Below are 22274 nucleotides of genomic sequence, written 5' to 3'. Positions count from 1 at the left end.
AAGTCAAACCACCTAAAAATACGCATCGGGAATAATTAAAATGTCCCCAGGCATCATCAAGACATTAGCTGACAAATCTGTATCATCAATCAGGTCGTCAATCCTTACACCAAACGGCTTTAATTCTCCATTCACGTCCCTGATAACACTGGCTCTATTGCCATCAGCATATTGGTTCAGACCAATTTGAATAATAACATCCAATAACGTCATTCCCCTCTCGTATGGAATGGACTTACCCTGGTAACGTCCTACGCCACCGCCACCGCCACCGCCACCGCCACCGCCACCGCCACCAATTCTCCCAATAACCCTGATTTGCTGAGTGCTAATCCCTTTGAATCCGCTTACCATAACAACCACCTGCGGACTCTTGATATAGGTCGAAAGCACCTTCTCAATGTCCCGAGCAAGTTCAAATGGCGTTTTACCACTAGCCAACAATTCTTCTACTAGAGGAACGGTTATCTTTCCATCCGGACGAACAGGTGCTGAGGTAGATAACTCTGGATTACCCCAAACAAAAATATTGACACTATCCCCGGGCCCTATCTGATAAGTATAGTCAGCAGTCTGTTGCACATCCTCAAGCAGAGGTTGGGAACACCCACCAAAACTAGAAACAAGGACAAGTGCTATCAAACAATACAACAACTTTTTTTTAAATATCGGCATAATCATAATCTAAATAGTTACCCAATTACCTGCTCAATTGTCTATTTCTTCAAGTATCTTTTTTGCGTTATCTTTACCGGAAAAATTTCGCTTTTGCTTTTCAGACAAACTAATAGCTTGTTTAAGCTCACTTATCGCAGTCGCTTTATTACCAACATTCATGTGCGCAACTCCTAAGTGATATCTAAACTCAGGCAGTTTAGGTTCTTTTAAAATCAAGGACTGTAATAACTTAAGACCCTCCTCATTACTACCTGCTTTAATTAATGCCCAAGCGTATGTGTCTTGAAAATAGGAGTTATCGGAATCTTTAAATACTTTTGCTAACTCCATACCTTGACCAATCTCGTCGCGACTGTTTGACTCCACCAATAATGACGCTAAATTGTTAATAGCTAAGTTATTGCCCGGATTCTTATCGAGTACTGATTTATACGCCCTGATTGCATTTTCCTTTTCGTTTAATTGCTCATACAAAGCCGCCAGAGCCATAGCTAACTGAGGATCATCTGGATTGACTTCCAATCCTCGCAAATACACATCTTTAGCTGAAGAAATATTTTTATTCATCATTGCCTCAACCCTTGCAAGAGCGAGATAAATCGATACTGCCTTTGGAGTGTGTTTAATCTGATCCGTCAACAGCTTTTTGGTTTTTAAAAAATCATTATTTGCGATATATATATCACTCAAGACACCTACAGCGCTTAATTGATCAGGATATTTCACATGGTGCTTTTCTAAATAAGCAACAGCCATATCTCTTTGCCCAAGAGCCTCATAAGATCTAACTAAATTAATCAATGAATTTAGATGATTAGGATACTGTTGTATCAGCTTATCATACAAGCTAATTGCCTCAGCATACTTACCTTTACCCTGCAAAACATTGGCTTGAAGATATATAGGCATAGCCTTATCTTTAGAAAAAAGCGCTAGCCGCTGAATAGCCTCTTGGGCACTATCCCACTTTTTCTCCAAAATATCCAACTCAGCCTTACTAGTAAGCAGTAAAACGTCGTTTTGTTTTATCGATAACGCCTTTTCAAGATATTGTCTAGCATTATCATTTTGCCCAGCCTGTATGTAGTTACCATACACACGAGAAAAGGCTACCAAATTGGCTGGATTAACTTCTAACGCCTGCTTATAACTTTTCTCAGCCTGTTTCCGATCTTGTTTTATTAAATAGGCATCACCTAACAAGGAATAAACATCGTCTACATTAATTTTGTTCCATATAAGCTTATTAAGAAACTCAATGGCTTCATCGGTTTTATTTTGAGCCAGCAAAAAGCGGCCTTTAAGCAAATTTGCCTGAATCAATTCTGGATTAACACTAAGAACATCTCTCAAAGAGCTTTCTACAGCACTAAACTGCTTTTCCGTTAGCGCAATTTCCGCAAGAATGACTTTAGCTGACAAGCCTGCTTCGTTATTCTTCTCTAGCTGAACAACTTGTTCCAATCCTTCTTTACCAGTCTCAGCATACCCTGACGCAACCATCCATTTTGATAGCTCTAACAACACCTTAGGTTGCCCTTGATGACGGTTAAGCATAGCCTTGTACTCTGGAATAACCCGATCTTTAGCACGAGCATTTAGGAATTCGATCAACACGATTTCAGGTTCGCTTTTATCATTTGATTTTTCAACCATTTCCCTTAATAGCCTCTCCGCCTCCTCAAGCTTATCAGTCATCGAGTAAATGGAAGCCAAACTTAATTTAAAGTTACTAGCATCCGGGTATAACTGAATGAGCTCCTCATACCCATTTATCACACTATCTATATTATTCAGCCCTGCATCGAGTTTGATTTTAAATAAACGCAAAGGAAGGTTTTTAGGCTGTTTTTCCAAGGCTTTATTTACCAATACCAAGGCTTGATCTATTTCATTTTTTTCAGCAAATAAAGCCGCCTGCAACGACAAAGCCTCAACATTATCCGGGCTGTCCTTCAAAACAAAATCAACTATTTCCGCTGCTTGATCTTTTTTCAACTGCTTAATATAAACTGATGCCTTGATCAATTTTGCGTCAGTATTGCTTGAATCACTTGCCAAAACTGACTCAGCTTGCTCCAATGCTTTCTCCAAATCTCCGAAAACGATATCGAGCTTACCCAGTTTTATTTTTGCGGAAGTCAAACTTGGCTCTAATTCTAAGGCCCTAATTAGGTTTTGCCGCATAGACTTGAAATTATTATTTTTTTCGTCCAATAAGGCCATATAGAAATAGGTCTCACCAAACTTATCGCTGCTTTGGCTGGATGTCTTCAACTCCAGCAAGGCCTTATCAAACTCCCCTTTTTCAAAAAACTCCTTACCTTTTTGCAAATGACTCTGAGCAGCCTCCTCCGGCGAGGAACATGCCGCTGTTTGCAATAAAAATGAACATGCGAGAACTACGGAACTGATTATTTTTTTTTTCATCCTATTACCAAAACCCCAATATTTTATCTGGCTACCTATTAATCGCCGAGAAATATACAATTACATTCGATCCCGTCATATTAACTAACAATATTTTCTTTTATCCAGGAATATAACTCTAACAAATCGGGATGCATATTTCCCAAAACGGCCTGAGTAGTAATGAAATAAGGTGCACGTATACCATGATAGTCAATATCCTTACCAACTCTTTGAAAATCTATACCTGACCGATGCATCAAACGCGGCAAGAACGGCTCCATCATTGCAAACACATTTGTACGCCCATCAACCTCTGTCAGGACTGTGGCAGCAAAAAAACAAGCAACTGCTATTGACGAAAAAGTCCTCTGCTCTTGAGGCGAAAACTGTAAGCCGTTAATTTCACCGAAACGCGTTAGAGTCTCTCCAGTACGTCTACGAAACGCCCCATCCACAGCTAATCTGGATATTTCGCATACTGTATTTCTCTGAAGCTTTAAATTATCTATAAGCTTGCTATCTAAACTAACGCCACAGTATTTTTCTAACGGCAATGGATTATTGTGTCGCTCTCCGATAGCAGGAACCATTCTTACACAACCAGCCGGGATACCAGTTTGCAAATGCGTAATCAAACAGTGGCGGGAATATTGATCGTATTCGTCTACTTCAAGGCGATTAGCAAAACGTTCAACAGGCTCATATTTAAACTCTTCACAATAAACGCGATATCTTACTTGAAAAACAAATTCCTTTTGAGCGTCACTTTCAGCGAGACCTACCTTGAAGTAACGGCTAAAACTTTCTGCCAGTGATAACTTAGGCTCCACATCCATCTTGCCCTCTCATTTTCACGAGGATCATCCAACTACAAATATTTATCGATGTCATGTGCTTTAATTCCCCATGCCAGTAAATGCTCTATTCGATCATTTGCTAATCCCAAACGATTAGACATAGCTTGAAACAAGCCTTTCAAAAATAAATAACCCTGCACCGGATGATCGTCCAAGTAAACGCTCAACATGTCACTACGAACTTCAAGTAAACACACATCAGTCAACGAAACAACAGAGGCCGTTCTCTCTCTGGGCTCGTACAAACAGACATCTCCAAATACTGCCCCAGCTTCTAAATCACAGAGGCCGGGACTTATGCGCCGATTCCCATCCAGCTCTGCACCACCTAACACTCTAACAACACCTTCTTCTATGAGAAATAATGTGTTTCCTTGCTGGCCTTTTTTCACGATGGTCTGACCCGCATTTAGGCGATATCGTTTCCAGCCGGAACCGTCGGAGAATTGCGCATTAGTTAGTACGTCACTAAATAATTCTTTCATGTCCGCCTGAATTTGCAAAGTAATGATCCTACCTACTGCTTATAAGGTCGTATAATAATTAACGTAGTATAAAAACACTTAAACATCGACACTAAATGCAAAGCTACATTTATTACAGCTACTTGAGCGCAGCAATCGCTTATGGTTTTTTACTTTTATACGCTTGCTTTAGGAAAAACTGGCATCTGCCTTTCATAATAGCAGTTTTGTGCTCGTTAGCATGGTGCACAAGCGTGATAATCGCCACAAAAAACAGCCATTTCTTCTTCGCTGACACGCTGCCGTACGAAACTCTCCGCAATGCATCTTGGTTTTTGCAGCTTGGTGCACTGCTGTCCAAACAGATATACAACGATCACAAGCAAATATTTAAGTCGAATGTTAGTGTGGTCGCTACCCTAACTATCTTGCTGGTTTTAGGTATTGAGATCTTCCCTGGCTACCTAACCCTAATCCGAGAACATCTGAACGTCGATCCTCGTTTCGCATCGCACGTTGTATCCGCTGTATTTGGCCTCATCCTGGTTGAGCAGCTTTACCGCAGCACCCCCCTGAAGCAAAGGTGGAATCTCAAATTTCTGTGTATAAGCCTTGGCTCGCTATTCGCGTTCGATTTGCTCGTTTACAGCAAATCACTGCTATTCAGCAGCTTAGACTTCGAGCTCTGGCAGTCACGAGGTGTAATTAACGCACTCATGACACCACTTTTAGCAGTCACATTGACCCGACTAAAGCTTAACAGCCAAAGTACAGAACTGACAACACCTCGCAAAACTATTTTTTACTCAACGATCCTGCTAGGTTGCGGCATCTATTTAATCCTTATGTCGTTTGCCGGTTTTTATATCAAACGCGCAAATACCGAATGGGGTGAGGCTGCACAAACTCTGTTTATTTTCCTCGCCATTCTCCTGCTGATTATCCCGTTTACATCCGGAAAAATACGGGCGATCTCCAAGGTGTATTTTAGTAAGCACTTTTTTCACTATAGCTACGATTACCGAGAAGAGTGGCTCAAGATCAGCAAATCGCTGGCAAAACTTGAGTCGCTTGAGGAACTGAAAGGATTCATCATAACCACTTTGACGGACTTAGTAGAAAGCGCAGGGGGCGGTTTGTGGTTAAAAAACGATCAAGGCCATTTTTTTCTAGCCGCAGAACAAAACCTCAAACTCACTCCACAAGAAATTGAATATCTCCACAACATAGGCGACCTGCCTCAATATTTAGCTAACAAGCAATGGGTCATCGATTTTTTCGAACTCGCTCATGCTCCAGAAGTTTACGATGATATAGATCTATCGCCGTGGTGCTACGAAGATAGCCAAGTGTGGCTTATAGTGCCGCTATTTCACCTAAACAAACTTGAAGCTTTTGTCGTGTTAACTCAGGCACGCGCGCCAAGAAAACTTGACTGGGAAGACCACGATCTTTTAAAAACTGTGGGAATGCAACTTGCCAACGCTCTCGCGCTGAACCGGACAAGCGAAGAACTCGCCAATAATCGTCAATTTGAAACTTATCACCGCCTTTCAGCATATTTGGTACATGACCTCAAAAATCTGGTGGCCCAGATCTCCCTGATCGTAAAAAACGCGGAAAAACATAAACATAACCCGGACTTCTTCGACGACACCATAGACACGCTAAATAACGTAGTCAAAAAAATGCACCATATAGTCGAACAGTTAAAACAAGGCGAGACCAACACAACCACAGCCAATACCTTCATTAATTTGGTGGAATTGGTTAAAAACATCGCGCAACAGCATCTCGGCACTCCGCCATTGCAGATGGAAACCACACTCAGCGAGTGTTTCGTGACGGCCGACAAAATCAAACTTACCAATATCTTGACTAATTTGGTTCAAAACGCCCAAGACGCCATAGCGACAAGCGATGGATGGGTTAAGCTTGAATTAACAAAAAACCAAGACTATGCTGTCATCAAAATTATCGATAACGGTATAGGCATGGACCACCAGTTCATTGCTGAACGCCTATTCAAGCCGTTCGATACGACAAAAGGCAATGCCGGAATGGGTATCGGCGCCTACGAAGCCCGCGATTACATTCTAAAGCAGTCCGGAAATATCCGGGTTGATAGCAATCCAGGCCAAGGCACTGCTTTCACCATTCAATTACCACTAGCTCAGCGAGTTTCCGCAAATCAAGGAAATAATGATCACTTCTAAAGTACTGTTAATTATTGAGGACGACCTAGGCTTACAAAAACAACTGAAATGGGCCTTCGAACAATACGAAGTAGTAATTGCAAGCAATAGAGATGAAGCAATAGCAGCACTTAGACGATATACGCCAAGCGTAGTTACCTTGGATCTCGGTTTACCACCCGACCCCACCAACGCCACTGAAGGACTCGCCACTCTCAAGGAAATCCTCGCATTAGCGCCAGCCACCAAGATAATCGTAGTAACCGGCAATGATGACCGCGCAAATGCTATTCATGCAGTAGCCTTAGGCGCTTATGACTTTTATCAAAAGCCGGTAGACCCGGACGTCTTGGGCCTAATCATAGAAAGAGCGTTTCAGCTCGACGCTCTAGAACGCGACTATCAAATATTGCAGCAACAAAAGCCCCTGACGGGTGTGATCGCCACCAGCCCGCAAATGCAGGCGGTCATGCGGATGATTGAAAAAATTGCACCTACCCAAGCGACCGTATTATTAATCGGCGAAAGCGGCACCGGTAAGGAGCTAATGGCAAAAGCCTTGCATCGCTTAAGCGCACGCGCCTCTCAACCTTTTGTAGCGGTGAACTGCGCAGCCATACCAGAAACATTGTTAGAGAGTGAATTATTCGGCTACGAGAAAGGTGCATTCACCGGCGCGGTAGCACAAACTAAAGGCAAAATCGAATATGCGCAAGGCGGCACATTCTTTTTGGACGAAATCGGCGACCTACCTTTTGCCTTACAAGCAAAATTGCTGCGATTTATCCAGGAACGCGTGATAGAACGGTTAGGGGGTAGAAAGGAAATTGCCGTGGATGTGCGCATCATATGTGCAACACATCGCCATTTACCCGATCTTATTGCGCAAGGTAATTTCCGGGGGGACTTATATTACCGGCTCAGTGAGATTGTCGTTGATATTCCTCCTTTGCGCGAGCGCGAGGGGGATATCATCACGATAGCCAATGTACTGTTACAACGCTATTGCCGCGAAAACAATTCCAAGGAAAAGCATTTTTCCCACGACGCAGCTCGTGCTCTTGAAGCTTATAACTGGCCCGGCAACATTCGTGAGATGGAGAACAAAATCAAACGTGCCGTCATTTTATCCGACAACAATTTCGTCACCGCCGAAGAGCTGGAAATTGGTACCGATAGCGACAAGTCTATGCCGCTGAATCTAAAGTCGGTAAGAGAAGCGGCAGAAACCATCGCCATCAAACGAGCTCTGACCTACGCAGACAATAACATATCCGAAGCAGCTAAATTATTGGGCGTTACCAGACCAACCTTGTACGGTTTATTTGAAAAATACGGACTGCAAGCTTTGCTGCGTAATCATACTGATGAACACCAGGAATGACATAGAAGGCCTGACCAGATAGTTCCAGGCGAGGGTTTTACGCAACGGATTTAAACGGATAAATCAGATTCTCGATACATAAGAAATAACCCCGATTTGCTTTACCTGGCGCCCACCCATATCGACAGAAACGTCATTTGTAATATCCGAATATAAGCGGAAATCGTGTCGGTAGTCCTCAAACCATAAGGAATTTTCCAACACTTGCTTTGTGCTCAAACAATAAAGCAGACGCTTACTCTGACGACTGGCTTCGCCTATTTGCTGTATATCAAAGCCTTGTTTTTTAACACTATATGCCAGTGCCGGATTGGATAACATATACCAATGCTTAATGCCCTGCCGGAGAGAATAAACTGCCGCCGCCCGATACAGCCCCCACATTATGTCTCTATTGATGTTGCGGTAATCGTGCAGAAAACTAATTTTGCGATTTTCTTCAGGTGCGTCTATAGCCGGGTTTCTAAAAGCAAACCGCCTTGCGTCCTTAGTAACGCATAGTCTGGAAATTTCGACGGAATTTTTGTATCTGCCGCTAGGTATACGTTCAGACGTAATGCTACTTTCTTGAAACGGAAAAACGTGACCTTTGGGCTTGACCATCCTCAACCCGCCCAACCACTGCTGCGTGTATTTATGCCTGACTAAAAAATGAATTGCGCTTTTATCCCATTCGTCGATTTCTTGCTGCGCCGGAAACTGCTCCGTATCGTCGAAGCCTATTTCATCGCAATAAACCCGGTATCTGAGTTGATAATGAATTTTTTTACTTTCCGGCGTATCAGCTAAAAATACCTCGAAACAATGATCGAAAGACTGCTTCTGTCGATTCAAGATACACCCCACCCTATAAACAAATATTCATAACAAGTTCAAATAGCTATAGCCACTTTGTCTCGTTCCTCAGGTAAGGATGGTATAGCAAATCGAGTCAATTTCAAGCTAAATTGTAAAAAAAACCGACACTCGCTGATTAGATTTTTTAATTTCCTCGTTCTGTCTAGCTCGCATTCCAGCGTAAATCCAGTGTAAACGGATAGTCTTTATTTAACTCCTCACTCGGTAATTCCAACACGGAGTCCGTCGGCGTATGACCGTGCTGCCAAAAACGACTAACCCTGCGTCCTTCAGCTTCGTAAGCATTAACCGGCAGCGTATCGTAATTGCGGCCGCCCGGATGAGAGACGTGATACGTACAACCGCCGATAGACCGGCCGTTCCAGGTATCAACCAAATCGAATACCAGCGGGGCCTGCACACCGATAGAGGGATGCAAGGCCGACGGCGGGCTCCAAGCCCGATAACGGATACCCGCCACCAGCTCGCCTTGCTTGCCGGTGGCCTTTAACGGCACCCTGCGACCATTGCAGGTTAAGGCATAGCGTTCACCCATCGCCCCACTAAGCGACACCTGCAAGCGTTCCACCGAAGAGTCGACATAACGGGCGGTGCCGCTGCTGGTAATTTCTTCGCCTAACACGTGCCATGGCTCAATAGCCTGATACAGATCCAATTGCAGATCGTTAACCCGCAGACTACCGATTCTAGGAAACCGGAATTCCAAAAACGGCGCGAACCATTCTCTCTTGAATTCGTACCCCGCGGCTTGTAGATCGCGCGCCACATCGTAAATATCGCTGGCAATGAAATGCGGCAACATAAACCGGTCATGCAATTGCGTCCCCCAGCGCACCAAGGGCTTCTTGTATGGCTCGCGCCAAAACCAGGCCACCAAGGTTCTCAGTAACAACATTTGCATCAGACTCATCCTTGCATGCGGCGGCATTTCGAACGCACGCAACTCCAGCAGGCCAAGCCGTCCGGCATCGGTACCCGGCGCATAAAGCTTGTCGATACAAAACTCGCTACGATGCGTATTGCCGGTCATATCCACCAGTAAATTGCGGAACAGCCTATCGACCAGCCAAGGCGCGGCTACTTCGCCCTCCGGCATTTGTTGAAAAGCAATTTCCAGCTCGTACAGACTGTCATTGCGCGCTTCGTCGACGCGCGGCGCCTGGCTGGTTGGACCGAGAAACAAGCCGGAAAATAAATAGGACAAGGCTGGATGATGTTGCCAATAGGTGACCAAGCTGCGCAACAAATCCGGCCGCCGCAAAATCGGACTATCGGCCGGCGTAATGCCACCCAATGTCACATGATTACCGCCACCCGTCCCAGTATGCCGGCCATCCAGCATGAATTTCTCGGTGCCAAGCCGTGTCAGCCGGGCCAGCTCGTACAAAGTGGTGGTGTTATGCACCAGCTCTTTCCAACTGGCGGCCGGATGAATATTCACCTCTATCACGCCAGGATCGGGCGTCACCGGCAAACGGGTCAAACGCAAATCGTGCGGCGGTTGATAACCTTCTATAACGACCGGCATCTTAAGTGCCGCAGCAGTCGCCTCCACCGATGCGATGATGTCCAGATAATGCTCCAACTCGGTGGTAGGCGGCACAAATACATATAAGCGGCCTTCACGGGTTTGCACCGACAAAGCGGTATGCGGCACCCATTCCGGGTCGTGCGGCATCTCATCGTCGGCCGCGTCCATTTCGGTCGGATGCAATTCCTGCTTTGCCATTTGACTGTAACGACGGCTAACTTCCGAATCAATATCGCCCAAAGGTTCCACCGGTTCGTAAAGACTGCGTTCATGGGGGTGATCGCGCTTTTCGAACGGCACCCAAGGCAAACTGTTCAAAGGTAAACGCAAACCCATCGCCGAATCGCCCGGCACCAGGAACATCTCCCCGCGCCGGAATTCCCAAGCGCTACTGTTCCAAGCGCTGGCCTGATAGCTCCAGTGCAAAGGCAAAACATAACCGACCGGCGCGCCGAGATCCGCGCTGAGCAATTTGGCCAAGCGCTGGCGCTCCAAGTCGTCTTTCAAATCGACTTGCAAAGGATCGAGGTTTTTCGGAACCAAACCCTCCTGTAATAAATAGTAAAGAGGGTCTTCGAAACCCGGCAGTATGAACTCGCCGGCCACACCCAGTCGTTTGACCAAATCGCGGATAAAAGCTTCAGCCTGCTTGATGTCGAACCCATAATCTCGGGTCTCATCCGCCAATAAGGCCGGGTTCTTCCAAATCGGTTTGCCGTCCTTGCGCCAAAAACACGCCAACTGCCAGCGCGGCAACGGCTCGCCCGGATACCATTTGCCCTGACCGAAATACAACAAACCTCCCGGCGCAAAGCTGTCACGCAAACGTCTGACCAGTTTTCCGGCCAACTTGCGTTTTTCCTCGCCGTCGGCATCCGTGTTCCATTCCGGCGCATCCATGTTATCGATGGATACGAAAGTCGGCTCGCCGCCCATGGTTAGACGTACATCGCCCGCTTTCAGCTCGGCGTCCACCTTTTCGCCCAGACGTTCGATGTCTGTCCATTGCCTGTCGGTATAAGGTTTGGTAACGCGCGGATCTTCATGGATGCGGCTGACGCGATTGGAAAACCCGAAAGTAGTCTCGGCCTTGCCGATAAACCCGCCGCTGACCGGCGCCGCGCTGACATAGTCGGCGGTGCAGGCCAAGGGAATGTGTCCTTCGCCGGCAAATAAGCCGGACGTCGGGTCGAGGCCCACCCAGCCCGCACCCGGAATATATACTTCTGCCCAGGCGTGCAGATCGGTAAAATCGTGATCGGTACCGGATGGGCCGTCCAGCGATTTCACATCCGCTACCAGCTGTACCAAATACCCCGATACAAAGCGCGCGGCCAAACCCATGTGCCGCAACACCTGTACCAACAACCAGCCGGAATCTCGACAAGAACCCAGCTTTTTTTCCAGGGTTTCTTCGCAACTTTGCACGCCCGGTTCCATGCGGATTGCATAATTGACGACCTGATTCACAGCTTGATTGATGCCCACCAGAAAATCGACGATACCTTGCTTGTCCCAATTCAACCCGGCCAGAAAGGCTTTCAGTAAAGGGCCATGCTCACGAATTTCCAGATACGGCGCCAGTTCCTTGGCCAATTGCTCCGGATAGGAAAACGGATAATGTTCGGCATACTCTTCCAGAAAAAAATCGAATGGGTTGATCACCGTCATGTCGGCGATCAAATCCACCTCTATCGAAAACTCGGTGGTTTTTTCCGGAAACACCAAGCGCGCCAGATAATTACCGAACGGATCCTGCTGCCAGTTAATGAAGTGCTTGTCCGGTTTGATGGTTAGCGAATACGCACTGACCGCCGTCCGCGAGTGCGAGGCCGGCCGCAGCCGCAACACATGTGGGCTTAATTGGACCGGATGATCGTAGTGGTAACTGGTTTTATGATTGATCGCGACTCTGATACTCATGCTGACACCGCATTGGCTGCTTCGCTTTCAGCCTGCAATAGCCTTAGGTTTTCTTCTACGCCGGCCGCATGCGTCAATTCCGCCACATTCTGCTTGGTGAAAAAACCGTCGAAATTCCCGAAACGTTGTACATATTCCACAATCAACGAGGAATGCTCGGAAGCGCTGGAAAATATCTGTTTTAGACCTTCCTCGCGCGAACCGATGACATCCAGCAGAAAATCCTTGCCCCTAGCCCGGATAGCCTGCACCACATAATCGATATTGGCTAAACCGTTGATCTCGCCATCGGCCACTTCCAAAGCCACATGGTGCAAGCGCGGACCATAGTTACGCACGAAACTTTCGGTCGGCGACGGCAAGCCCACCAGATGATTAACAAAATACGGATGATTGGCAGCGGTAAACACTTTGGCCGGACTGATCCGCTCCTCGGGATAATGAATGCTTTTGGTAACGTTGGTAGACGAATTCTGATTGGCAATGTCGTAAGACCCCCAATAGTAATAGCTCGAGAGCGTCAAATATTCCAAGATCGCCACTTCCCGGTTCTGACTGTAAACCCGGGTGGCTAAATGATCGATGGGCCGGATGAGTTTATCCAGCCCTAATTCTTCCTGAATTTCCTTCGCTTGCAGATAGCCACGATTCACGTCGTCAAGAATGATGCTATTTCCCAAGGCATATACCCTGATGTCCTCCGGCGGCCGCTCCCAGTATGCAACGATATTGTGCGTATACGGCGACGGCTTGACGATAGCCATATTGCCCGGCAATTCCAATTTGCGGATTTGATCCTGATTGAAGAAGCGGATTTCCCTGGCTTTTTGCTGCTCGACCACTTCATGCAAATTGCTGACCCGAAAAATCTCACCCATATAGCGTGAATTCGGCTTATGGGCGCCGATTGGATACACCTCGTTCAGACTGCGAAAGATGTCGGCTCGACCGGGTGCACGCACTTCCCGTACCAATAGGTCCGGCGAATTCATATCAATCCGCAGCACATGGGTCCAATGGCTCTCGGACTCCAAGGTCACCAGATAGTGGTAAGGCGTCATCAACGCCAACTCGCTGACATAGGCCGCCGAACAGCCCGGCTCCACCGTCAACATTAACGCGTCGATTTCGCGGATCATTTCGGTCAGACCGGTACGATCCCGGTTTTCCAGCAATTTGACCAGAAACTCGTCAAACCAGGGCGAATTGGCCTTGTCGCCCTGCTTGGGGTGGATCAGTGAATTTATCATCCGTTTACCTCTAACTCTATTTGTCCGTTAGGCTGAATCGCCAAAATGTCCTTTAAACCGTCGGCAAGTCACATAATTCCGATGCGGTTCAATCAATTGTTTATTCCGGCCCGTTTAGAAAAGCCCGCTGAATTTCTCCGCCAAGCGCATTGTTGCGCAAAATGAAATCCTGCAAAAACTCATGCAAGCCGATACTAAAAATGTCGGCCATCCGCCCGTAATGCAACCGCGCATGATTTTCGCCGGCTAACCGCAGACATTCCATGCCCCGCTGCCGGCACAGTTGCTCCAGAATAGGCGCCAACTCATCGTAGCATGCATGTAAGGAACGCGGCATGTCATCGCGTAACACCAATAACTCCGCCACTTTCCAGGGCTCGATGGTGTCCCGAAACACTTTTTGATAGGCCTCGAATGCCGATACCGAGCGCAGCAAGGAACTCCATTCGTAATAGTCGACCTGGGCTTCCTGAGCATCAACAGCCGGCAACAGCAATTGATACTTGGCATCTAAAAGTCTCGCGGTATTGTCGGCCCGCTCCACAAAGCTTCCCAAACGCACAAATTTGTAACTGTCATCGCGCAGCATGGTCCCGAAGGTAACACCGCGAAACAGGTGCGAGCGGGATTTCACCCAGTCGCAAAATTCGCAAATATCGGCTTCGTTCAGACCCTGGCGAATCCGTTGCCTTAGTTCCAGCCACAAGGCGTTGACGGTCTCCCACATCTCCGAAGACATCGCCACCCGCACCGCCCGCGCATTTTCTCGCGCCGAGTTAAGGGCGCTGACAATACTGGACGGGTTACGCTCATCCAAAGCCATGAAGTGAATTACATTGGCCGCAGTATAACCGGAGTAGTTTTTCTCGAAAGCCTCGATATCGTCGGCAATCTGCACCGGGGGTTTCCAGCGTGCGGTTTCGTCGTAGGCGCTATTCGCTACCAATGACATCCGATAGGTCACGTCCAGCACCCGCGCCATGTTCTCGGCGCGCTCGATATAACGCGCCATCCAATAGAGATGATCGGCGGTGCGGCTCAGCATGGTGCGTCTCCAGTCAATACCCAAGTGTCCTTCGTGCCACCGCCCTGCGAGGAATTGACCACCAGCGAACCTTCCCGCATCGCCACTCGGCATAAGCCACCCGGCACCAGCGTGGTGGTTTTGCCGGACAACACAAACGGTCGCAAGTCCACATGACGCGGTGCCACCCCTTGTTCAACCAAAGTCGGACAAGTCGACAATGCCAATGTAGGCTGAGCGATGTAATTGTCGGGCTCGGCCAAAATCCGCGCCCGAAAATCCTCGATCTGCTGTTTGGACGAGGTTGGACCCACCAACATGCCATAACCGCCGGAACCCTGTACTTCCTTGACCACTAGTTCCTCCAGATGCTCTAACACATATTTCAAATCGTCAGGATTTTCCAGTTTATACGTGGGCACGTTGGACAGGATAGGCTCCTCACCCAGGTAAAAACGCACCATGTCGGGTACATAGGTATAGGTGGCTTTGTCGTCTGCCACCCCCGTGCCAATCGCGTTAGCCAGCGTGACGCCGCCGTTGCGATACACCGAAACCAAGCCCGGCACACCGAGCATAGAATCTTCGCGAAACGCCAGCGGATCGAGAAAATCGTCGTCGATGCGCCGATAAATCACGTCAATGCGCTTTGGGCCTTCCGTGGTGCGCATGAACACCGCATTGTCCTTGCAAAATAAATCCTGGCCTTCCACCAGTTCTATACCCATTTGCTGGGCCAGAAATGCGTGTTCGAAGTAAGCACTGTTGTAGGCACCGGGGGTTAGCAGCACCACGGTCGGATCGTAAACGCCGGGCTGCGCCACCGCCCGTAAATTGTTCAGCAACACCTGCGGATAATGCTCGACCGGCGCTACCGCATAACGGCGGAACAGTTCCGGGAACAGACGCATCATCATCTTGCGGTCTTCCAGCATGTAGGAAACCCCGGACGGTGTGCGCAGATTGTCTTCCAGCACATAAAACTCGTTCTCGGCGGTGCGCACAATATCGACGCCGGCGATATGCGCATAAATGCCGCCCGGCACGTCCACGCCCTGCATTTCCGGCCGATACATTTCGTTTTCCAGAATACTGGCGGGGACGATACCGGCTTTGATGATTTCCTGATCGTGATACAGATCGTTCAAAAACGCATTCAGCGCGGTGACCCGCTGAATCACGCCGGCCGACAATACCCGCCATTCCGTGGCAGCCAGAATGCGCGGCACGACATCAAACGGAATCAGCCGTTCGGCGCCGGCCTCGTCGCCGTAGACGTTGAATGTAATTCCCACCCGCCGGAACAGCATTTCCGCTTCGCGGGACTTTTGCATCAACTGGGCATGATCGGTACCGCTCAGCCACTCCGCGAATGGTTGATACAGGCGCCGGACGCTACCGGTTGAGGTGCGCATTTCATCGAAAAAAGTATTTATATTCATGACCATCCTTCAGCAATCCACATGCCAATCTTATTAATGTCTATTTATCAAAAAGTTAAATCGCCGCTACGTCGCCCAAACCGCATTACGCACCACATCAGTGCAACACTCTCCGGCAAGCGCCCTGAAAACGACCACAGCAGTTCAAACGCCATTGTTATTTCCGCACGCGTTGATTATTGTGGCCGCCTTAAACCAGCAATTGCGGCGAGGTCAGACTGATGCAAACAGCTTTTTGTACCATCTTCGGTGAAGTACTATTCGACAACTTTCCGGACGGCAGCCGGATCCTCGGTGGCGCACCGTTTAATGTCGCCTGGCATCTGCAAGCTTTGGGCCGGCCTGCCCTGTTTATCAGCCGTGTGGGAGAAGATGATGCCGGTCGCGAGATCCTCTCGGCCATGCAAAGTGCCGGCATGACTCGATCCGCGATGCAGATCGACGCCGATCATCCATCCGGCAGCGTAGCGATCAGCATAACAGATGGGCAGCCCAGCTACCGGATTCTGGACCAGCAAGCTTACGACTACATTGATGCAGAGGCTTTCCATCATCTCCGCAAACAGGGCTTGCTCTATCATGGCAGCCTAGCCTTGCGAAACAGCGTTTCCAGGCAAGCCTGCCTCGATTTGCAACAAACCTGGAGTGGTCCGGTGTTTCTGGATGTCAATCTGCGCGCGCCCTGGTGGCAAACGAATCAGGTCTTGGAATGGGTAGCCGGCGCGGATTGGTTGAAACTGAACGATGAAGAGTTGGAATTGCTGCTGCCCGGCGAGCAGAGCATAAGCAACAAGATGCATTTATTGCAGCAGACTTATCATTTAAGCGGCGTGGTACTTACACGCGGCAGCCAAGGCGCGATGGCGTTAGATTCAGAGGGTGAGTTGTTCGACATCGCTCCCGACCGTAACATCGAAATTGTCGATACGGTTGGCGCCGGTGACGCGTTTGCAGCGGTTTTGTTAGTGGGCATTGCCGAAAATTGGCCTATGCCTGTGATACTAAAACGGGCGCAGGATTTTGCGTCCGCGTTGGTAGGTCAGCGCGGCGCGACCGTCGCTGACCCCGCGTTTTATCAAAGATTTATTGACGCGTGGCAATAACAAAAAACGCCATGTCTTGCCCCTCTGCTGCACTCATCAAGACTGTTGTCTGGCAGGCACGCCGTCCGACCAATCGCCGGATTGTGCAGAAAAAAACTTTTTAAATGGCGGCATAAAGCTGGCGGTGATCGGAATCGAATAAAAACAGTACATCGCCGCCGCTTCGCCGGTACTGACCCCGAACAACCATTGCGGCATGAACAAGGTCATCAATGCCCCAAAGCAATGATAGATGCCGATGCGCCAATTGTTTTTCCAGACAAACGCGCTGAACGCCAATGCAAACAGCGAGCCATGGGTCACCAGCAAACCAAAGGCACTGGAGACAGCATAACCGATGTGGTAGATGCCCATGAACAAGCAGGAATTCATCCGGCCGATAAAGTTAGGGTCTATGTCAAACAGCTGCCAGTCGTTCGGCAAGCGAGTCAAAATCAAAAACAAGCCACTCAAAGAGCTGCCGACAATAAAGGCTTTCTTCAAGGCTTTAGGGTCCGACGAATAGGTCGCCAAAGCCGGCATGATCGCAAACGCTTGCAGGCTAATATGCACCGACGACAGCTCGCTCAAAAAAAGGTTGGTGCCATAACCGCACTGGTCCGCCACCGGATAGGCGAAAAATTGAATGAACTCCATCAAGGAAAAATGGAAGATGGCATAGGCGCGGGCCAGTCTGACCCAAAAGGTTTCGTCTTTATCCAGAAAAGTCACACTCGCTGCGACCAGGCCTGCTAAGCCCAATCCCAGCGACATATTGGCGCTAAAACACATGGTTAATCCGTCATTTAAATTTTTAGAAGCGGCGCGCACCTTATCGCAGTCGCCAGTTTGATGTACAGGTTTCGGCCATTTTTGCCGGAAGGCAAAGATACACGTAGCGGCATTTTATTGCAGCAATTTTGTGGAAATTAATCGCTATCAGCCTGAATACTACTCACTTAGCGCGGCCGATTGGCTAACTCAATCTGTTCTATCAACTGTTCGGCGCCATCCAACTCTCGATCATAAACGTCGGTGCGATAAGCCTCGCCGTTCAGCACAAACGCGGATGCGGCTCCCGAACCCTCTGCTTTTTCTATGTTGATACGGGTTAATGTAGACAGGCCGGGCTGCAAGGGATTGGCCTTGAGTTCCGCGGCATCCAGCGCAATGCGTACCTGCATGCGTTCGGCGATATGAATAAAATTACCGGTGGCATTATCGGTCGGCAACAGCGCAAAGATACTGCCGGTGCCAGGGTTAATGCCCTGCACCCGGCCGTGATAAAGCCGGTCGTCACCATAAGCGGCGACGCGAATTTCCGCCTTCTGCCCCGGCCTAACCCCAGCGATCTGGCTTTCCAGGAAGTTGGCTTCTATCCAAACATCGTCCAGCGGCACGATGGCTAGCAAGGGCGCGCCAGCCTTCAGATTATCGCCGACTTGTACCTTGCGCTTGGCCACGCAACCCGACACCGGCGCGACCAGATTGCGCCGCTGATAGTCCAGATAAGCCTGGCGCAAGCGGCTCTTGGCTTTTTCCACGGCGGGATGATTATCGATGCCGGAATCCAGCAATTGCGCATCGACACCGCTTTGTTCGGCGCGAATTTCTTTAATCGCCGCGTCCAGCTCGCGGACCTTGTCCTGCGCGGTTTGCAGTTGCTGATCGGAAACCGCGCCGTCCTTGGCCGCCGCGTTGAAGCGCGCCAAATCGTGATTGACTTGTTCCAATACGGCTTGCTTGACCAACACCCGCTGCTTCAATGTCTCGGATTTGGCGCGCAAACTGACAATATTCCGCACCGCCTCCGCCAGTTCGGCTTGCGTCTGCTGCAAGGCAATGCCGGCATGCACACCGTCCAGCCGCACCAGCAGCTGGCCTTTTGCCACGCACAGCGTGTTTTCGGCCAATACTTCCACCACGGTGCCGTCGGTCTGGGTTTTCAGCGTAATTAAATGCCCGGCCACGAAGGCGTCGTCGGTGGCGATCCAGTCGCGATGCGCCAGCCACCAATACCCCAGATAAGCCAATCCGGCCAGCAATAAGATCAAGGTGACGCCTTGCAAGCGGCGCCGGCGTTGGCGCAGAATTTCCCGAGGACGAATTTTTTTTGGCATGTTTGCAGTCATGGCATTGCAGGTTTAGTGTCGCTGTAGCCGCCGCCCAGCGCCTTGATAATATTGATCTCGGCTTTGTGGCGTTCGCCCACCAGAGCCGCCAAGCGAAACTGTTGTTGGTAGACCTCCAATTTGGCCAGACTCGGCGCGGCGCGGTCAGACAAGCCATGACTGCGTAAACTGTCGGCCAGCTTGTCAGCGGCTAATGCGTCGGCCAGGCTTTGCCGCTGGGCCACCAGGCGCTCATCCAGCTCGCGCCAGCGGCTCAGCGCATCCGCCACCTCCTGCACCGCATGCACCAAGCTGCGGTTATAGCGCTCGACCGCCGCGTCATAAGCAGACTGCTGATAATTCAAATTGGCACGCAAGCGGCCGCCTTCGAAAATCGGAAACTCTATTGACGGCCCGACCGCATAAGCCAAGCTGGAACCTTGCAACAACACATCGCTCAAGCTGACGCTATGTAAACCGGTGAAGGCCACCAAATTGACATCCGGGTAAAACGCCATCTCGGCCACCTTGATTTCCTCGGCTGCCGCCTCGGCATGCAAACGTGCCGCGCTAATATCGGGACGATGCGTCAATAAATGCAAAGGCAAAACCACCGGTAGGGTTAACGCCTGGTCAACCTGACCTGGTTCGATAACGATGCCGGCCCCCCAATCCGCACCCTTTCCGGCCAGCGCCGCCAACAGATTTTTATTTAATTCCACATCGGCGCGTGCCGCAGCCAAACTTTGCTCGGCGTTAGCAAGAGCTATTCGAGCCTGCAATATCGGGGCGTCGGCGGCCAAACCGGTCGCCAGACGCGTCTGTTCAAATTGCAACAACGCCTGACGCTCGGCGACGATACGCTCGGCGATACCTTGTTTTTCGCCGGCCGCCAGCAGCTCGAAATAAGCCTTGGCCACGGCGGATGCCAACAATAACCGCGCATCGGCCAATTCCGCCGCAACCGCCAGCGAGCGGCCGACCGCGCCTTGCAAGGCCGCCGCGTCGCGCCCCCAAAAGTCCAGGTGATACCGCAAGATCAGGGGATTGATCAGCATTTGCCGAAAATTTTCACCGGCCAGTTTGGCTTGCACGCTGTTCGCGGAGAAGCGTTGCGCCGAGAAGCTGACATTGGCGTCAATGGTCGGGTACAGTTCGGCCGCCTGGGCATTGACCATCGCCTGCGACTGCCGCAGCCGCGCTGCGGTGGCTTTGAAATCCGGATTATCGGCGAGCGCGGTCATTATCAAGCGCTGCAATTCCGGGCTGGCGAAGCGCGTCCACCAATCCTGCGCCGGCCAGACATCGCTGCTTGGGAAACTACCGCGGGCGACAGCGACGGTGTTTGTCATTTCGGGCATTGGTAATAGGCTGGCGCGCGGAGTTTCTTCATCGCCGAACCGGGCGCAGCCTGCTGAAAAGCTCGCCGCCAAGGTTAACGCAATCAGTCGGCGGGCAGACATCAGGCTTCCTCCGCCAGCAATTCCTGAGTTTCCCGGCGCAACGCCTGCTCGACACTAACTTTCACCGGCGTGCGAGTCGGGTGCGCAAACCAGACCAGCGCCGCCATGCCGACAAACAGGCAACCTGCCAACCAAAAGGCATCGTTCATGCCATGCAGTACCGCATCGCGGCCGGCTAGCTTGGCATATTTGGCCAAAGCCGCCGTCTCGGCGAACCCCAACGAATTCAGTGCAGCCAGCGCGGGATGATCAGCCAGTTCAAACGCGCCATGATTTTCGGCAAAGCGCGTCAGATGCTGCGGCACCCGCCGGTACAGCACGATGCCTTGCACGGCTATGCCGATCGCCCCGGCGGCTATCCGCAACAGATTGGCCAGTTCCAGCGCCCGCCATTGCCGCTCGGCTGGCAGGCCGTGAAGCAGTAAAGCGGTCATCGGAACGAAAAAGCTGCCCAGGCAGGCGCCTTCCAGTAATTTCGGCCAGAACAATTGCGCAAACGCGTCCGGATCGTCGAAGCGGCTCAACCAGAAATAGGTGGCGGCAAACCCCAGCAAATTCGCGCTCGCTAACAGCCGAGCATCGCAGCGTTTGACGATCTCGTGAAAGACGCTGGCCATCGGTTTGGCCAAGATGGCCATCGGCAGAAATACCAAACCGGCTTCCCAGGACGAGTAACCGAAAGCCAGTTGTAACTGTACAATTAACAAAGACAGCAAGCCTTGAAAACACAGAAAACCGGTAAATAAAATGAATACGCCGATGGCGAAATTGCGCTGGGCGAATAGGCGAATATCCAGAAATGGCCGGCGCACGTTCAATTCCCACACTACCCAGTAAATCAGCGTGGCGCCTATCAACGCGATTAAGCCATTGATATAGGCCGAATGGGTCCAGTCCCAATCGTTGCCTTGATTCAACAGCGTCTGCAAGGCAAACACCAGCATCACCAACAACAGAAATCCGACGCTATCGAAGCGCTGCCAGGACCGCCGGTGACCGCGCCGATATAGCAGCGCGCCGACGATGCCGGCAATCGCCAATGCCGCTGGGATGTTGAGCCAAAACAGCCAGCGCCAACCCAGATTATCCGCTATCCAGCCGCCCAGGGGCGGGCCGAAGGTGAACGGCGTCAACGTGAATATGCTCCAGACGCCGATGCCGAGCGATTTACGTTTATCGGGATATTCCTTGAGCAACAAGGCCTGCCCCAAGGGCAGCGTCAAACCGCCGGCAAATCCCAGCACAATGCGCCCGGCCAGATAGCTATAAAAACCAGTGCAATAGGCGCAGATGAAAGAAGCCACGGTAAAAGCCATGAAGGCCGCGACGAAGGGCCGGTATTCGCCGAAGCGCCGCGCCAACCAGCCGCCCACCGGAAACGCCAGCGCCAGCGCTATCATGTAGTCCGTCTGGGTCCAGGTCGCAAAACTGGGCGGCACGCCCAAGCCGCCGGCTACTCTGGGCAGCATGGCGATATAAGCGCCGGCATTGAGGATCACCAGCGCATGCCCGAAACCCAGACACAGATTAAATAGCGTAAAACGCCAGCCGCGCAGGCGTTTTTGATAGACCACACTCATCCGCTTATTGGCCCAGTCAG

Annotated in this window: 17 protein-coding genes; 4 read left to right on the top strand and 13 right to left on the bottom strand. The window is 50.1% G+C overall.

Annotated features, from left to right (window positions below; genetic code table 11):
- Positions 1-12: 12 nt before the first annotated feature.
- The 4 genes from G006_RS0120180 to G006_RS0120165 all read right to left on the bottom strand — a co-directional run bounded on the left by G006_RS0120180 (position 13) and on the right by G006_RS0120165 (position 4432).
- Positions 13-675, bottom strand: coding sequence for a polysaccharide biosynthesis/export family protein (locus G006_RS0120180; protein WP_152428985.1), 663 nt, complete (start codon positions 673-675; stop codon positions 13-15).
- Positions 676-708: 33 nt separating this feature from the next.
- The gene (locus G006_RS0120175; protein WP_020485033.1) at positions 709-3108 is read right to left on the bottom strand and encodes a tetratricopeptide repeat protein; all 2400 of its coding nucleotides are present in this window, start codon (positions 3106-3108) and stop codon (positions 709-711) included.
- An 80-nt stretch (positions 3109-3188) separates the two neighbouring features.
- Positions 3189-3926: a PEP-CTERM/exosortase system-associated acyltransferase gene (locus tag G006_RS0120170; RefSeq protein ID WP_020485032.1), complete on the bottom strand. Its 738-nt coding sequence runs from the start codon at positions 3924-3926 to the stop codon at positions 3189-3191.
- A 32-nt stretch (positions 3927-3958) separates the two neighbouring features.
- The gene (locus G006_RS0120165; RefSeq protein WP_020485031.1) at positions 3959-4432 is read right to left on the bottom strand and encodes a Crp/Fnr family transcriptional regulator; all 474 of its coding nucleotides are present in this window, start codon (positions 4430-4432) and stop codon (positions 3959-3961) included.
- Between the two features lie 95 nt (positions 4433-4527).
- Here G006_RS0120165 and prsK point away from each other — a divergent pair, with 95 nt between their 5' ends.
- Positions 4528-6627: an XrtA/PEP-CTERM system histidine kinase PrsK gene (prsK, locus tag G006_RS0120160; RefSeq protein ID WP_051067726.1), complete on the top strand. Its 2100-nt coding sequence runs from the start codon at positions 4528-4530 to the stop codon at positions 6625-6627.
- Positions 6614-7990, top strand: coding sequence for a PEP-CTERM-box response regulator transcription factor (gene prsR / locus G006_RS0120155; protein ID WP_020485029.1), 1377 nt, complete (start codon positions 6614-6616; stop codon positions 7988-7990). The genes prsK and prsR overlap by 14 nt, the downstream gene beginning before the upstream one ends.
- A gap of 63 nt (positions 7991-8053) precedes the next feature.
- Here the strand turns inward: prsR and G006_RS0120150 are convergent, their stop codons facing one another.
- The 5 genes from G006_RS0120150 to G006_RS0120130 all read right to left on the bottom strand — a co-directional run bounded on the left by G006_RS0120150 (position 8054) and on the right by G006_RS0120130 (position 16024).
- Entirely contained in the window at positions 8054-8824 is a 771-nt protein-coding gene (locus G006_RS0120150) for a PEP-CTERM/exosortase system-associated acyltransferase (RefSeq protein ID WP_020485028.1), read from the bottom strand.
- 166 nt (positions 8825-8990) lie between these two features.
- Positions 8991-12302, bottom strand: coding sequence for a transglutaminase family protein (locus G006_RS0120145; RefSeq protein ID WP_020485027.1), 3312 nt, complete (start codon positions 12300-12302; stop codon positions 8991-8993).
- The gene (locus G006_RS0120140; RefSeq protein WP_020485026.1) at positions 12299-13552 is read right to left on the bottom strand and encodes a hypothetical protein; all 1254 of its coding nucleotides are present in this window, start codon (positions 13550-13552) and stop codon (positions 12299-12301) included. The genes G006_RS0120145 and G006_RS0120140 overlap by 4 nt, the downstream gene beginning before the upstream one ends.
- Positions 13553-13652: 100 nt before the next feature.
- Positions 13653-14597: an alpha-E domain-containing protein gene (locus G006_RS0120135; RefSeq protein WP_020485025.1), complete on the bottom strand. Its 945-nt coding sequence runs from the start codon at positions 14595-14597 to the stop codon at positions 13653-13655.
- The gene (locus tag G006_RS0120130) at positions 14591-16024 is read right to left on the bottom strand and encodes a circularly permuted type 2 ATP-grasp protein (protein WP_020485024.1); all 1434 of its coding nucleotides are present in this window, start codon (positions 16022-16024) and stop codon (positions 14591-14593) included. Before G006_RS0120130 ends, G006_RS0120135 begins: the two co-directional genes overlap by 7 nt.
- 15 nt (positions 16025-16039) lie before the next feature.
- Between G006_RS0120130 and G006_RS28475 the strand changes: the two genes are divergently transcribed.
- Positions 16040-16240, top strand: a complete 201-nt coding sequence (locus G006_RS28475; protein ID WP_152428984.1) for a hypothetical protein — start codon at positions 16040-16042, stop codon at positions 16238-16240.
- The gene (locus tag G006_RS0120125) at positions 16240-17121 is read left to right on the top strand and encodes a PfkB family carbohydrate kinase (RefSeq protein WP_020485023.1); all 882 of its coding nucleotides are present in this window, start codon (positions 16240-16242) and stop codon (positions 17119-17121) included. Before G006_RS28475 ends, G006_RS0120125 begins: the two co-directional genes overlap by 1 nt.
- 36 nt (positions 17122-17157) lie before the next feature.
- On the opposite strand, the gene G006_RS0120120 is transcribed toward G006_RS0120125, so the two are convergent.
- From G006_RS0120120 to G006_RS0120105, 4 genes are all read right to left on the bottom strand, one after another.
- Positions 17158-17892 carry a DUF5765 domain-containing protein gene (locus tag G006_RS0120120; protein WP_020485022.1) on the bottom strand — a complete coding sequence of 245 codons (735 nt, stop codon included), beginning with the start codon at positions 17890-17892 and terminating at the stop codon, positions 17158-17160.
- 167 nt (positions 17893-18059) lie between these two features.
- Positions 18060-19220: an efflux RND transporter periplasmic adaptor subunit gene (locus G006_RS0120115; RefSeq protein WP_152428983.1), complete on the bottom strand. Its 1161-nt coding sequence runs from the start codon at positions 19218-19220 to the stop codon at positions 18060-18062.
- A gap of 8 nt (positions 19221-19228) precedes the next feature.
- Entirely contained in the window at positions 19229-20674 is a 1446-nt protein-coding gene (locus G006_RS0120110) for an efflux transporter outer membrane subunit (protein ID WP_020485020.1), read from the bottom strand.
- On the bottom strand, positions 20674-22254 hold the full coding sequence (locus G006_RS0120105; protein ID WP_020485019.1) for a DHA2 family efflux MFS transporter permease subunit: 1581 nt from the start codon (positions 22252-22254) through the stop codon (positions 20674-20676). Before G006_RS0120105 ends, G006_RS0120110 begins: the two co-directional genes overlap by 1 nt.
- Positions 22255-22274: the final 20 nt, after the last annotated feature.

The sequence above is a fragment of the Methylomonas sp. MK1 genome, from assembly GCF_000365425.1.
Taxonomy (GTDB): domain Bacteria; phylum Pseudomonadota; class Gammaproteobacteria; order Methylococcales; family Methylomonadaceae; genus Methylomonas.
Note: the sequence above shows the minus strand (reverse complement) of the source record. Positions and strands in the feature narration are given on the sequence as shown.

What these genes read in the sequence shown, in the direction of transcription:
- G006_RS0120180 (WP_152428985.1), bottom strand. Translation starts at nt 675, where the DNA reads ATGCCGATATTTAAAAAAAAGTTGTTGTATTGTTTGATAGCACTTGTC.
- G006_RS0120175 (WP_020485033.1), bottom strand. Translation starts at nt 3,108, where the DNA reads ATGAAAAAAAAAATAATCAGTTCCGTAGTTCTCGCATGTTCATTTTTA.
- G006_RS0120170 (WP_020485032.1), bottom strand. Translation starts at nt 3,926, where the DNA reads ATGGATGTGGAGCCTAAGTTATCACTGGCAGAAAGTTTTAGCCGTTAC.
- G006_RS0120165 (WP_020485031.1), bottom strand. Translation starts at nt 4,432, where the DNA reads ATGAAAGAATTATTTAGTGACGTACTAACTAATGCGCAATTCTCCGAC.
- prsK (WP_051067726.1), top strand. Translation starts at nt 4,528, where the DNA reads ATGCAAAGCTACATTTATTACAGCTACTTGAGCGCAGCAATCGCTTAT.
- prsR (WP_020485029.1), top strand. Translation starts at nt 6,614, where the DNA reads ATGATCACTTCTAAAGTACTGTTAATTATTGAGGACGACCTAGGCTTA.
- G006_RS0120145 (WP_020485027.1), bottom strand. Translation starts at nt 12,302, where the DNA reads ATGAGTATCAGAGTCGCGATCAATCATAAAACCAGTTACCACTACGAT.
- G006_RS0120140 (WP_020485026.1), bottom strand. Translation starts at nt 13,552, where the DNA reads ATGATAAATTCACTGATCCACCCCAAGCAGGGCGACAAGGCCAATTCG.
- G006_RS0120135 (WP_020485025.1), bottom strand. Translation starts at nt 14,597, where the DNA reads ATGCTGAGCCGCACCGCCGATCATCTCTATTGGATGGCGCGTTATATC.
- G006_RS0120130 (WP_020485024.1), bottom strand. Translation starts at nt 16,024, where the DNA reads ATGGTCATGAATATAAATACTTTTTTCGATGAAATGCGCACCTCAACC.
- G006_RS28475 (WP_152428984.1), top strand. Translation starts at nt 16,040, where the DNA reads ATGCCAATCTTATTAATGTCTATTTATCAAAAAGTTAAATCGCCGCTA.
- G006_RS0120125 (WP_020485023.1), top strand. Translation starts at nt 16,240, where the DNA reads ATGCAAACAGCTTTTTGTACCATCTTCGGTGAAGTACTATTCGACAAC.
- G006_RS0120120 (WP_020485022.1), bottom strand. Translation starts at nt 17,892, where the DNA reads ATGTGTTTTAGCGCCAATATGTCGCTGGGATTGGGCTTAGCAGGCCTG.
- G006_RS0120115 (WP_152428983.1), bottom strand. Translation starts at nt 19,220, where the DNA reads ATGCCAAAAAAAATTCGTCCTCGGGAAATTCTGCGCCAACGCCGGCGC.
- G006_RS0120110 (WP_020485020.1), bottom strand. Translation starts at nt 20,674, where the DNA reads ATGTCTGCCCGCCGACTGATTGCGTTAACCTTGGCGGCGAGCTTTTCA.
- G006_RS0120105 (WP_020485019.1), bottom strand. Translation starts at nt 22,254, where the DNA reads ATGAGTGTGGTCTATCAAAAACGCCTGCGCGGCTGGCGTTTTACGCTA.